This is a genomic window from Nocardia sp. NPDC059154, from assembly GCF_042755705.1.
Taxonomy (GTDB): Bacteria; Actinomycetota; Actinomycetes; order Mycobacteriales; family Mycobacteriaceae; genus Nocardia.
Window position 1 is genome coordinate 66312 of record NZ_JBHZCS010000029.1, and the last position, 12605, is coordinate 78916.

Below are 12605 nucleotides of genomic sequence, written 5' to 3' on the forward strand. Positions count from 1 at the left end.
ACCTATCCCGAGATGCGGAAGCCGGGGTCGATACCCCAGATCGCAAGGGTCAGAAAGAGATTGACGAAGACCATGACGACGATGACCATCTTGATGGCCTGCCCGGCCGCCACCCCGACGCCCTCCGGCCCGCCGGTGGCGACGAAGCCGTAGTAGCACTGGATGAACGTCGAGATCATCACGAAGACCATGACCTTGAGCAGCGACCAGAACACGTCCGGTCCCAGCAGGAACTGGAAGAAGTAGTGGTCGTAGGTGCCGGCGGTGGTGCCGCCCAGGAACAGCACCGACAGCTTGGTCGCCAGGTACGCCACCGCCAGGCCCACGCTGTAGAGCGGGATGATGGTCAGCGTGGAGGCGATCATGCGGGTGCTGATCAGATACGGAAGCGGCCGGATGGCAAGGGATTCCAGCGCGTCGATCTCCTCGGAGATGCGCATGGCGCCCAGCTGCGCGGTGAACCGGCACCCGGCCTGAATGGCGAACGCCAGGGTGGCGATGACCGGCGCGATCTCGCGGGTGGTGGCGAAACCGGAGATGGCGCCGGTGAGCGGCGACATGGTGAGCAGGTTCAGCGCCGTGAACGACTCCATGCCGACGGTGATGCCGCCGAAGCCGCACAGCGCCACCACCACGCCGATGGTGCCGCCGCCCACCACCAGGGAGCCGTTGCCCCAGCCGATGTCCGCGGTCAGGCGCAGCACCTCCTGGCGATAGTGCCTGAGCGCGAACGGAATCGCGAGCACGGCCTGGAAGAAGGTGATGACCTGGTGGCCGAGGCGCTGATTGGCCCGCACCGGAACGGACACCACATTCGTGGCCATCCGCACGGGTTTGAGCGCCGGGGGAGTGTAGGTCGTGCCCACCTCACACCACCTTCGACGGCAGTAGCGTGTTGTAGAGCTGGGTGAGCACGATATTGGTGGCGAACAGCATGAGCGCCGAGCTCACCACCGCCGAGTTCACCGCATTGGCCACCCCGCCGGGGCCGCCGTGCGCGTGCAGGCCGATATCGCAGGCGATCACGGCGGTCAGCAGGCCGAAGACGGCCGCCTTCAGCACCGCGATGACCAGATCATCGGCCACCGCGAAGGACGCGAACGAGCCGATGAACGAGCCCGGCGTCCCCGACTGGGCGTAGACGTTGAACATGTAGGCGGTGGCGAAGCCGACGAAGACGATGAACCCGCACAGCAGCATGCTCACCAGCACCGCGGCCGCGATGCGCGGCGCGACCAGCCGCCGGACCGGGTCCACGCCCATGACCATCATGGCGTCGATCTCCTCGCGAATGGTCCGCGAGCCCAGGTCGGCGGTGATGGCCGACCCGACCGCGCCCGCGATCATCAGCGAGGTGACCAGCGGTGCGCCCTGGCGGATGATGCCGAGCCCGGCCACCGCGCCGATGAACGTGGTTGCGCCGACCTGGTTGACCAGCGCGCCCAGCTGAATCGACACCACCACCGAGATCGGAATGGCCACCAGCACCGTCGGCGCGGCCGACACGCTGGTCATGAACGCACACTGTTTGATGAACTCCTGATACGGGAACCGCCGGCGCAGGATCGACACCACCAGCTGCCGCAGCGCGTCGCGGCCCAGATCGACCTGTCGCCCAAGGGTTTCCAGCGAACGCTGCGGATGCCGCCGCCACAGCCCACGCACGCTCTCACCGATCAGCTCGAGCTCGGTGGATTCGGCATCCGCTGCGGCGGAAGGGTTTTCGAGTGTCGTCATCAGGCCCTGTCCTCGAGATAGCGCTGCAACAGGACCAGTAGATACCCGGCCACCGAGAGGCCAGCGGCCATGGTGCACAGCACGGCCACCCACAGCCCGAAACGCAGCACGGGATTGACTTCCGTACGCCCACCGAGGATCTTGATGCCGATCACCAGGATGTCGATGAGCCAGACCAGGGCCATCATCTACGTCATGCACACGTTCGAGAAGGTGAGCACGGGCCAGCACACGATGGATCCCAGGAACGAGATGATCACGTCGATGCCGTGCAGCTGCTTCAGATGCGAGGTGTGGGTCAGGGTCCAGATCACCCCGACCAGCCCGTAGGGGATGCCGAGAATGATGAGGGTCCCCAGGAACTCCGACACCTTCATCTCGTAGCTGAGTAGCCGATCCAATCGTTTCAGCATGTCGCGTATGTCCTTTCACTTCCCTGTCGGCCTCGGGCGCGGTGCGTGCCTCATTGCCGGTGCCGCGCTGTCCCCGCTGCCGGTGCGCCCCCGGGCCGCTTCGCGAGAGCTGCCCGCGGCAGCATATGTTACTAACAATTCTCAGATGTGGAAGCGGTTCAGATGATCTTTTCCGGTAAATATGCACTGTAGTAACGCAAGTATCAGCTCATTACTGCTGCGGATGAGGTTCTAAGTTATTTCAGATTCCTGCATCGAATGACTGCCCGGGAACGAGAATGATCAGTAACATAGCAGCCGTGCCGGGGTGCTCGGCGCAGGTTCGACGAGGAGTGTCCGATGCAGGCAGGGGTCGGGTACGCCGTGACCGCCACGGAGAGAGGGAACCCATATGACGACCGGGGCAGCGCAGCCGTCCGGCTGGAATGATGATGAGGCACAGTCGAATCCGGATCCGACAGGGGACCGGGGCAGACCCCGGGTCCGGCGGATCTCGGTGACGTCCGCACCGGCGACCGGGGGCGCGGCGACCCTGACCCTGGAGCAGACGCGCATCCACATCCCGGGCGTGCACCGCCCGGACACCAAGCGGCCGCCGAAACTCGAAGACGCGATGGACTTCTGGCAGTTCTCGGGGGCCGCCGCGAATGTCGCCATGCAGATGGCGCGACCCGGCGTCGGCCACGGGGTGGCCGACAGCAGGGTGGAATCCGGCGCGCTCATGGTGCATCCCTGGAAGCGGTTGCGCACCACGGCCTCCTATCTGGCGGTGGCCATCCTGGGCACGCCCGAGGAGAAGATCGCCTTCCGGGAGGCGGTCAATGTGGCGCACCGCCAGGTGAAGTCGGAACCCGGTGCCGCGGTGAAGTACAACGCCTTCGACCGCGACCTGCAGATGTGGGTCGCGGCCTGCCTCTACATCGGGTTCGAGGACTCCTACCAGCTGCTCAACGGCCGGATGAGTCCCGAACAGGCGGAGGCGTTCTACTCCACCGCCGCGCCGCTGGGCACCACGCTGCAGGTGACCGAGGAGATGTGGCCGGGGACCCGCGCCGAGTTCGACGAATACTGGGTCGAGGCGTGCCGTCAGGTGGCCGCCGACGACAGGATCCGCCGCTTCATCGAGGACCTACTGCACCTCCGCATGATCCACTGGTATTTCCGGGTCGTCTTCGGTGGACTGCTGCGCTTCCTGACCGTCGGCTACCTGCCGCCGTACTTCCGCGAGCAACTCGGTGTGCAGTGGACGGCCGCCGACCAACGCCGCTTCGAGCACCTGTTCCTGTTCGTCGGCTTCGTCAACCGCTTCATCCCGAAGTTCCTGCGCACCATGGGCACCCGCACCATGATGGCCGACGTGCGCCGGCGCATACACCGGCACAAGGCGCTGATCTGACCGCCGGTCCGATCGGTTCGATTGCACCCCCTGTGGCTGGGTCCAGCGGTCGATCACGCCCTGCATGGTGCGGGCCGAGATGGCCAAAAGCCGGACGACGTCGGCGATTTCGGTACCCACCTCGCACAGTGCCGCCGCCTCGGCGGGGCAGTCCATCGCGAAGCAGCGGGTGTACAGCGCGCGCAGCATCCGGTCCGTGTCGCCGGAGATCCGGTTCAGCTCCAGCCAATACGCCGGCATGGTCCGCGGTGACCGTACGAGCGCCAGGCCCTGGGAGGTCGCCCAGGCGGCGTGCGCAGCCGTTCGTGGGTCACGCACTCACCGGCTGGGACAGGTCGCAGACGGTGGTTCCGCCCACGGTGACGGTGGCGAAGTGGGACTTCACCCACTCGGTGATCTGGGCGGACGAAGAGTTCGAACCGCCCATGCCGAAGCCCGCCAGGAAGTACCGGACCTGACCGGCTGACACATAGTGCTGGAACTGCTCGAGCGTGGGAGAGGTGTCGCCGCCGGTGAAGCCACCGATGGCCATGACCGACCGGCCGGATTGCAGGGCGAGCGTAGCTGCGGAGCCCGCGCCCACGGTAGCGGCGGACCAGCGACTCTCGGTGTGCTCGAGCAGGGTGACAAGTTCGGCATTGTTCGAGAAGTCGGCACCGGGGCCACGGCCGCCCGGCGAGGTCGGCGTGCCGCCGTCGCTCGAAAATCCCTCGGGCCGTTGGTCGGACGTGCCCTCCGGCTGCGAGTCGGACGCACCGCCCGGTTGCCGGCCGGGGGTATCGCCGCCCGATTCTGGACTGCTGCCGGGGTTGCCCGAAGGCATCGGTCCGAACGCCTGACTGGTGGGTCCGGAGTTCGGATTGCCGCCGCTGTGGGACTGGCCCGCGGTGGCGACGGCCCAGGCTCCCGTACCGCCGAGCCCGAACAGCAGGCCTGCGGTCGCGAGGGCGACTGCGAAGCGGCGGGACTGTCGCGAGACCGCGATCAAGCCGATGGCGACCAGGATCGAGCCGGCCAGGACCGTCCAGCGCAGCCACGGCAGCCAGGCGGGCGTCCGGTCCAGCAGGGCGAATGACCAGGCGCCGGTCACGACGGCCATGGTCACGAGGGTCAGCCGCGCGGCGGGATGCGCTGCACGGGACCACAATTCACGCACCGCCAGGGCAACCAGCGCGCCGATGGCCGGGGCCAGGGCGACGGTGTAGTAGGGGTGCACGGTGCCGCTCATGTAGGAGAAGGTCAGGCCAGTGACCACGAGCCAGCCGCCCCACACGACGAAGGCCGCCCGCGTGCGGTCCGTGCGCGGGGCGCGGCGGGTCAGCCAGAGTCCGGCGACGAGTCCGATGAGCGCGGCGGGCAGCAGCCACGAGATCTCGCTGCCCATCTGGGAATTGAAGACCCGGGTGATGCCGGGTGACCCACTGAAACCGGGGAAGCCGTGCAGGCCTTCGGGTAGCTCGGCCTCGCCCCCGCCGCCGGAGCCCGGATTGCCGTGGCCGCCGAAGATCCGGCCCAGGCCGTTGTAGTCGACCGCCAGCTGCCAGAGGCTGTTGGTGGTGGAACCGCCGATATACGGCCGCGAATCCGCCGGCCACAGCTCCACCAGCGCGATGTACCAGCCCGCCGAGACCACCACGGCGACGCCGGCCAGGATCAGGCTCCAGATCCGCTGGCGCAGTGGCGCGTTGGCCGCGATCAGATACGCCAGGGCGAGTCCGGGTAGGATGAGGAACGCCTGCATCATCTTGGTGAGGAAGCCGAAACCGACTGCGACACCGGCCGATACCAGCCAGAGCGTCGGCGCGGAGAGCAGACGGTCCCCGGTGGCCGTGATCGCGCGGACCGTGCAGTAGGCGGCCGCGACCAGCAGCAGGACCAACAGCGCGTCCGGATTGTTGAATCGGAAGATCAGCACGGCCACCGGGGTCAGCGCGGCGATCGCCCCGGCCACCAGCCCCGCGCCCGGCCCGCTGAGCCGGCGCACGGTCGCGACCAGCAGCCCGGTCGAGGCGACACCCATCAGCGCCTGCGGCACCAGGACCGACCACTGGGAGAAGCCGAGCAGTCTGCCGGACAACCCCAGCACCCACAGCGCCGCCGGCGGCTTGTCCACGGTGATGGCATTGCCCGCGTCGAACGACCCGAACAGCAACGCCTTCCAGCTCTGCGACCCGGCCTGCGCGGCCGCCGAGTAGTACTCGTTGGCCCACCCCGAGTTCGTGAGGTCCCACAGATACAGCACCGTGGTCACGGCCAGCAGACCGAGCAGACCTGGCCGTGCCCACCGCGGTTGCTCCGGAGGCCCGAAAAACGCTCGCCCGAACCAGTTCTCACGATCCGATCCGCTGCGCTCGGTCAGCCGGTGCGCCCCGGCCACCCCCGGCCGCTGCGTCGTCGATGTCATCTCCACGTCCCTTCATTCACCGCGATGCCGTTGCTCCGGCGCGGTTCTCGCAGCCGATCCTGATCGACCGCCCTCGGGGGAATGTGGCGCGAACCTGGGAACCAGCTGGCAATGCCGCGTGAGCACCCTGCGCCTCCGCTGTGCCCGGAGTCCTGGCCGCAGCCGGAGCGGTGGTTCTCGAGTTGGCCAGAGGTTGGGCGGATACGGTCGGGGCGGTTCGGCGGTTGCGGGGCGGTGGAAGGAGTTCGGGTTGGTCAGGGAGCCGGAGGATGCGGGATGGGCGGACCGGCGTGGTGGTGCGGGGATCCGCGGGGGAGGGGCGGGGCTGTGTTTAGGTGGGTGGCGTGAGTGATCTGCCGGCCCGCGCGGCGACCGGAGGGGGTGGTGCGGCGCGGTGGGCGCGGGGTCTGCGGCGGTGGACCCTGCGGACGCGGCTGCTGGTGGCGGTCGTGGCGATCGCGGTGGTGGGGCTGACGGCGTTCGGGGTGCTGAGCGTGGCGGCGCTGGGTCGGTCGGAACTGGCGCGGATCGATGGGCAGTTGAATTCGGTGGCGGTGGATATGGCCGCCCAGAGCCATCCGCCTCCGCCGCCGCCGCGGCCAACCTCGACGGTCCAGGGATTGCCGTCGACGTTCCAGATCCAGTTCTTCGACAGCGCGGGGCAGCCGGTCGGGCAGATCGGGGTCGGCGCGAACGATCTGGCCCTGCCCGCGATGGACAGGTCTGCGGTCCAGGCGCGCGGGAGCAAGATTTTCGAGGTCGACGACGCGCACGGGACACCGTGGCGGGTGCGCACGGTCGCGCAACCGCCCAACGAAGACCAGCCGGACGGCGGGACGGCGGCGGTCGTCATGCCGCTGGACGGCTATTACGCGACGGCCCGTGAGCTGCGGACCATCGAACTGATCGCGGGCGCGGGACTCATCCTGGTGCTGGGCGGCGTGGCGGCCTGGCTGGTGCGCGTCGGATTGCTGCCGCTGTCGCGGATCGAGCACACGGCCGAGGCGATCGCGGCCGGTGATCTGGATCGCCGAGTCGAACACGCGGACACCCATACCGAGGTCGGGCGCCTGGGGACCGCGTTCAATGTGATGCTCGAGCGGTTGTCCACCACCATGCGCCGGCTCGAGGAATCCGAGTCGCGCATGCGGCTCTTCGTCGCCGACGCCTCGCACGAACTGCGCACTCCGCTGACCTCGATCCGCGGGTACGCCGAGCTGTACCGAATGGGCGGCGGCGCGGACCCGGCCCAGGTCGCCACCATGATGCGGCGCATCGAGGACGAGGCCGCACGCATGGGGGTTCTCGTCGACGATCTGCTCCTACTCGCGCGGCTCGATGAACAGCGCCCGCTGGATCTGACCGACGTGAATCTGTCCACCGTCGCCGACGAGGTGGTGCGGGACGCGCAGGTACGGAAGCCGGAACGCGTTGTGCGGCTTCGTCTTCCGGACGAACCCGTCCACCTCGTCGGCGACGAGCACCGGCTCCGTCAGGTGCTGACCAACCTGGTCGGCAACGCGCTCGTGCACACCCCCGCCGCGGCGGAGATCGATGTCCGGATCCGGTGGGGCGTGGTGACCGCCGAGACCGCGGGCGGACGGGCGGAGTTGCCCCGGACCGGGACGGCCGATGTCGAGCCGCGCGGCACCGGGGTGGTCGCGGCGGCCGGGGCGGAACTGCCCGCGGGCGCTGCGGCCGTGATCGCCGAGGTGTCGGACACCGGGCCCGGCATCCCGCTGGAGAAGGCCGAGCACGTGTTCGACCGCTTCTACCGGGTGGACGAATCCCGTTCGCGCGCCGGTGGTTCCGGCCTCGGCCTGGCGATCGTCGCGGCCGCGCTGACCGCGCACGGCGCACGGATCCAGCTGCTCACGGGTGCGGGCTCCGGCACCACGTTCCGGATCGTGTTCCCGATATCGGACACGCCCGGCGCCATCGGCCGGGGTTCACAGGAAACGCCCAGCTGACGCCGAGCTGGAGCGGTGGTGGCCGCAACCAGGATGACCGGTATGAATCGGTGCGGGACGCGGGTGCGCATAGGGTGGCGAGGGTGAGCGATCGCGCCCCGGCGGGGGCGGCGACCGTGCTGGTCGTCGACGATGAGCCCTACATTCTGGACCTGCTCTGTTCCGCGCTGCGGCTGAGCGGGTTCGAGGTGTGCTCGGCCGACACCGGGCGCGGCGCGCTGGAGGCGGCGACCCGGCGGCGACCCGATGTCATGGTCCTCGATGTCATGCTGCCGGACCTGGACGGATTCACCGTCGCCCGGCGGCTGCGCGCGGCCGGCAGCGAGGTGCCGGTGCTCTTCCTGACCGCCCGCGACGCCGTCGAGGACCGCATCGCCGGACTCAGCGCCGGCGGCGACGACTATGTGAGCAAGCCCTTCAGCCTCGAAGAGGTGGTCCTGCGGTTGCACGCGATCCTGCGCCGGACCCGGCCCGGCGACGAGGACGGACCCGGCCGGCTGCGCTTCACCGACCTGGAACTCGACGCCGGCACCCACCTGGTGTTCCGCGCCGGTGAACAGATCTGGCTGTCTGCCACCGAATTCAAGCTGCTGCACTACCTGATGCTCAATGCGGGCAAGGTGGTGAGCAAGCGCCAGATCCTCGATCGCGTCTGGCAGGCCGAGGAGGGCCGCGCCGACCGGGTGGTGGAGACCTTCGTCAGCCAGCTGCGCCGCAAGATCGACACCGGCCACCCGCCGCTCATCCACACCGTGCGCGGTGTCGGCTACACCCTCCGCGAATCCTCCTAGCGCGGACTCCGGCGATCACACCCGATCGAGGAAACCGTTGCCGTAGTCGATGTTCCGGGCATCACGCAGATCCGTGTCCGGGGTGAATCGCACCGTGTCGGTGCGATCCCACAGTTCCATTCCGGCTATGGCGGACTGGCAGTCGCGAATGCAGCGGCGGACGCCATTGCGGATTCTCGGCGGCAGCCGCAGCGCATCCATTTCTGCCGTAATTGCCTGGGCCGCGGCCTGATTGTCGGCGATCCGGATGTCTATCGCACGGCGGACTTCCGTGACCGCCTGCGGCAGTTCCATTCCCAGATGATGCTGCAGAGTCGTCACCAGATTGATGGTGTCCTCGGAATCGGTTTCGATTGCCAGCGAATGCAGATCATTGATCAGGCACATGATATCGGCGGTGGTGGCGATTATCTCCTGATACGCGGGACCGTAATACAGGGCATCGGGAATTTCGGTGTGCTCGATCACCTCCGCCAAATCCACGGTCGGCAAAACCGTGCACGCGTCCCGGCGCAGTCGCGGATATTCTTCCGGACTCGGCGACTTGCCCGCCTGACGAAATGCATTCTCGCGCGCGTGACCGACCAACCACAATTCCAGATTCAATGCGAATCGGCGCGCCCAGGCCTCGGAATTGCGCGGGAAGGTGCGGGTGCAGAGATTGGACAGAGCTGCGATGACGGGTGGCACCGGACCCGCGACCCCGCGCTCGTGCACCACCTGCAATGCGGCGTGCCGGAGGCGGTCGTAGTCGTCGAGCCGGCCCGTGGTGATGGCCAGATCCTGCAGATCGTCGAACACGAAGAATACGGTGATCCATTCGGCGACCAGGAGCATGTCCGCGAAAGACGAGGTGGGGCACCAATACGCCGAAAAACGCGCGTAGCCGAGCGATTCGAACTTGCGGGCCGCCGCCCGGTCCTGGAGCAATCCGAAACGCTGTGCCCAGATCTGAACTCTTTCCTGCGCTCGGTCGCTCATCGAATGCCGCTGTGGCAGGAACGGAAGCGGGATCTCCAGGTGCCGCAAGTCGTGTTCGTTCATCGGTAACACCTGGGTTCACTCGGGTGGAGGCGGGATCCCTCCGGCGCTCAGCGTAACCGACATTTCGGGCAGATATTCGCGGATTCGCAAGATCCGCAGAGCGGCAACCAATTTCGCCGGGACCGCGGACGGCCGCGCAACCACTGCCGGAGGTACGGTGAAGGGGTTCCCGTCTGGTCCGCAAACCCCTGCGAGTCATCGTGTACGAGGAATCCACCGCCGCGGTCCGCAAGCACGCCCTGATGTCGTTGTGGCAGTTGATCAGGGTCGTCGACGAGGACCCCGACGGCATGATCAGTGGGTCGCCCTACACCACGGCCGGCGTGGTCGGACGGCTGTGGCAAACACCCCGAGTGCTGCCCGCGACGTCGGCGCGGCTGGGGCTGAATGCGTTGGCGCGCACCCAGAACGGCGACGGCAGCTGGGGGAGTCCGCACGCCCCGGGGCGGTATCGGGTGCTGCCCACGCTGGCGGTGGTGTGCGCGCTGCGGGGGCTCGCCGCGGACGGGCCGATCGATCGTGAGTGGGTGCGCGGCGCGGCGCGGCGCGGGAGCGAGTTCCTCTTCGCGGATCCGGAAGTCTTTCTTCCAGAACGACTGCCCAGTCTCGAGGCGATCGAGTGCACGATTCCGGCACTGCTGGAACGACTCGCGAAGGTGTCCGATGCCGACGATCACTACCGCTCGCCCCTGCGCGTGGCCCGAATGTTCCAGCAGGCCAATGCCGAACACTGGGCACGCCTGCGGGCCCGCGCCGCGGCCGGTGATCGTGCCGCCTGGCGCGATGTCCCCCTCGAACTGCTCGAGGCCCCGCCTCGGGGCTGGACGGTCGACCCGCACGCCCATGACGGTGCGGTCGCGTGCTCGCCGGTGCTGACCGCGACGGCCCTCGGGTGGCGCGGCGCCGAATTCGCCGGAGCCGAGCGGTATCTCTGCCGCGAGGGCATCCGCCGACAGGGCCTGTGGCCGGTGCTCGCGCCCGCGGTCAATTTCGAACGAGCGACGGCGGCAGCACTTTTCGCACGCCTCGGCTTCCCGTTGCCGCCCGGATTCACCGCATCGCTGACCACCTCTCTGCGGTCGGCCCTCGGCGCGGAGGGCATGGCGTTCGCCCCCGGCCTGCCCCCGGACGCGGACGACACGGCGAAGGCCGTCTTCACCTTGAACTCCTGGGACGATCCGGTGGATCCCCGCTGCCTGCTGCGTTTTTCCGGCGCGGCATCGCCACTGGTCACCGCCCATCTCCTCGAGGCACTGACCACGGTGGCGAGGCGGGCGGGATGCGATTCGTACCGTGACAGACAGGTCGCCGCGGTGCGCCTGCTCGTCGAAACGCAAGAACTGGACGGTCATTGGGACGACCGAACGGTCGCCTCTCCGTATCCGCCGACCGCCGCCGCGGCCATGGCGCTGGTTCGCGCGATCGAATCGGAGTTCTCCGCCGATGCCTTGCTGGCGGTAGCCCGGGCGATCGCTTGGTTGCTCGCGACCCAGCGGCCGGGCGGATCCTGGGGCGTATGGCATCCCACCACGGAGGAGACGGCCTGCGCGGTGCACGCGCTGTGCGTCTGTGCGAACCCGTCGGCCGAGCGTTCGGTGGCCCGTGCATTGCGCCGGTCTCACATTTTCCTTGCCGATTGCTATGACGCCGCGACGGCCGATTCGACGCGAACTCCATTGTGGCACTACAAAGATCTCGGATCGCCGCTTAGAATCGAGCGTCTGTATACATTGACCGCCCTGCTCATGAGCGGTTCACCGCTGCGGTGAGGCCATGGTGGGGACCTTGGTCACCAACCACGGACGGAACTCGTTCGAAACGTGGTTGCTGAGGGATATGTGGTGGGAAGATTACCGACGTGGAGCAAGCCGTTTTCGGCGCTGTCGAGATCTCGTCGTCCTCGACCCTTTCGCCACGTCAGGCGTTCGAGCAGTGGGAAGCCCTGATGGCGGATGCGGTCGCACCGTCGGTGATCGAGCCATTGCGCACAGGTCACTGGCACGGACAAGTCGCCACAACTCAATTCGACGGATTCGCGGTGTCGCGCATGCAGGCCAGTGCGCAACGGGCATTGCGGACAAAAAAGATGGTGGCGCAGTCGACCGGTGAGTTCTTACTGGTGAATATCGTGCTCGAAGGAACGAATTGGACCGAGCAGCATGGCCAGACGGCCGAATGCAAGCCCGGCACCATCTCGTTCTTCGACAGCGGCGTGCCGCTGGAGAGCCGCACCACCGACAATTGCCTGTCGACGCTGGTACGCGCCCCGCTGCAGCTGGTGCTCGAGCACTCCGGCCTCACCCGCGACCAGCTACCCACCGCCACCGCCGTCCCCGCCACGGGGGCGCTGGGCGTGGTCGCCGGCTTCTTCCGCAATCTGGCCGAGCTACCGCCCGACGACATCGCGCGTGCGGTCACCGTCTTCGGCAGCGACGCCGCCGGCATGATGGCGTCGGCGTTGCTGCTGGCGAACGGCGAAAGTTCGTCCGGCCCATCGGATTCGCTCTACACGCGGCAGCAGGTGCTGGCCTACATCCGCAAGAACTTCACGAACTCGGACCTCACGGTCGACGAGATCGCGCATGCCTGCCTGATCTCGCGGCGCACGCTGTACCGGGTCTGCGAGGGCTTCGGCGAGCCGGGCGGGATCGTCCGCCGCACCCGGATCGCCCATGCCCGCCGCCTCATCCGCGCCGACCCCTCCCGATCCCTGGCCGCCGTCGCCGCCGCGTCCGGTTTCGCGACGGACCGCCACTTCTACCGGGCGTTCCGCGAGGAAACCGGGCTCACCCCGGGCCAATTCCGCGACCAGCTCGGGCCCCGCAACCGCACGCGCTGAGCCAGAACAGG

11 protein-coding genes are annotated in these 12605 nt (G+C 68.0%); 5 read left to right on the top strand and 6 right to left on the bottom strand.

All coding sequences use genetic code 11. From position 1 onward, the window contains the following. Nucleotides 1-2: 2 nt before the first annotated feature. The 4 genes from ACFXN1_RS24690 to ACFXN1_RS24705 are packed head-to-tail and all read right to left on the bottom strand — an operon-like array spanning nucleotide 3 to nucleotide 2150. Nucleotides 3-866 carry an ABC transporter permease gene (locus ACFXN1_RS24690; protein WP_379439178.1) on the bottom strand — a complete coding sequence of 288 codons (864 nt, stop codon included), beginning with the start codon at nucleotides 864-866 and terminating at the stop codon, nucleotides 3-5. A gap of 1 nt (nucleotide 867) precedes the next feature. Beyond that, entirely contained in the window at nucleotides 868-1737 is an 870-nt protein-coding gene (locus ACFXN1_RS24695) for an MlaE family ABC transporter permease (protein ID WP_379439179.1), read from the bottom strand. Then, nucleotides 1737-1925, bottom strand: coding sequence for a hypothetical protein (locus tag ACFXN1_RS24700; protein ID WP_379439181.1), 189 nt, complete (start codon nucleotides 1923-1925; stop codon nucleotides 1737-1739). Before ACFXN1_RS24700 ends, ACFXN1_RS24695 begins: the two co-directional genes overlap by 1 nt. Then, nucleotides 1926-2150 (bottom strand): hypothetical protein, encoded by a 225-nt coding sequence (locus ACFXN1_RS24705; RefSeq protein WP_354845474.1) that lies wholly within the window; start codon nucleotides 2148-2150, stop codon nucleotides 1926-1928. 496 nt (nucleotides 2151-2646) lie between these two features. Between ACFXN1_RS24705 and ACFXN1_RS24710 the strand changes: the two genes are divergently transcribed. Continuing rightward, the gene (locus ACFXN1_RS24710) at nucleotides 2647-3546 is read left to right on the top strand and encodes an oxygenase MpaB family protein (protein WP_379439182.1); all 900 of its coding nucleotides are present in this window, start codon (nucleotides 2647-2649) and stop codon (nucleotides 3544-3546) included. A gap of 310 nt (nucleotides 3547-3856) precedes the next feature. Here the strand turns inward: ACFXN1_RS24710 and ACFXN1_RS24715 are convergent, their stop codons facing one another. Beyond that, nucleotides 3857-5950 (bottom strand): glycosyltransferase family 39 protein, encoded by a 2094-nt coding sequence (locus tag ACFXN1_RS24715; RefSeq protein ID WP_379439184.1) that lies wholly within the window; start codon nucleotides 5948-5950, stop codon nucleotides 3857-3859. Nucleotides 5951-6294: 344 nt separating this feature from the next. Between ACFXN1_RS24715 and ACFXN1_RS24720 the strand changes: the two genes are divergently transcribed. Both ACFXN1_RS24720 and ACFXN1_RS24725 read left to right on the top strand, forming a co-directional pair. Then, nucleotides 6295-7920: an ATP-binding protein gene (locus ACFXN1_RS24720; RefSeq protein WP_379439185.1), complete on the top strand. Its 1626-nt coding sequence runs from the start codon at nucleotides 6295-6297 to the stop codon at nucleotides 7918-7920. 83 nt (nucleotides 7921-8003) lie between these two features. Continuing rightward, nucleotides 8004-8711 (top strand): response regulator transcription factor, encoded by a 708-nt coding sequence (locus ACFXN1_RS24725; protein ID WP_379439187.1) that lies wholly within the window; start codon nucleotides 8004-8006, stop codon nucleotides 8709-8711. A gap of 15 nt (nucleotides 8712-8726) precedes the next feature. On the opposite strand, the gene ACFXN1_RS24730 is transcribed toward ACFXN1_RS24725, so the two are convergent. Beyond that, a complete protein-coding gene (locus tag ACFXN1_RS24730; RefSeq protein WP_379439188.1) occupies nucleotides 8727-9755 on the bottom strand; it encodes a hypothetical protein in 1029 nt (342 codons plus the stop codon). Between the two features lie 200 nt (nucleotides 9756-9955). Between ACFXN1_RS24730 and ACFXN1_RS24735 the strand changes: the two genes are divergently transcribed. Together ACFXN1_RS24735 and ACFXN1_RS24740 are read left to right on the top strand one after the other, a co-directional pair. Continuing rightward, nucleotides 9956-11524 (top strand): hypothetical protein, encoded by a 1569-nt coding sequence (locus ACFXN1_RS24735; protein WP_379439190.1) that lies wholly within the window; start codon nucleotides 9956-9958, stop codon nucleotides 11522-11524. Nucleotides 11525-11613: 89 nt separating this feature from the next. Next, nucleotides 11614-12594 (top strand): AraC family transcriptional regulator, encoded by a 981-nt coding sequence (locus ACFXN1_RS24740; protein WP_379439191.1) that lies wholly within the window; start codon nucleotides 11614-11616, stop codon nucleotides 12592-12594. Nucleotides 12595-12605: the final 11 nt, after the last annotated feature.

Coding starts and splice junctions, on each gene's coding strand:
- ACFXN1_RS24695 (WP_379439179.1), bottom strand. CDS start 1,737: ATGACGACACTCGAAAACCCTTCCGCCGCAGCGGATGCCGAATCCACC.
- ACFXN1_RS24700 (WP_379439181.1), bottom strand. CDS start 1,925: ATGATGGCCCTGGTCTGGCTCATCGACATCCTGGTGATCGGCATCAAG.
- ACFXN1_RS24705 (WP_354845474.1), bottom strand. CDS start 2,150: ATGCTGAAACGATTGGATCGGCTACTCAGCTACGAGATGAAGGTGTCG.
- ACFXN1_RS24715 (WP_379439184.1), bottom strand. CDS start 5,950: ATGACATCGACGACGCAGCGGCCGGGGGTGGCCGGGGCGCACCGGCTG.
- ACFXN1_RS24730 (WP_379439188.1), bottom strand. CDS start 9,755: ATGAACGAACACGACTTGCGGCACCTGGAGATCCCGCTTCCGTTCCTG.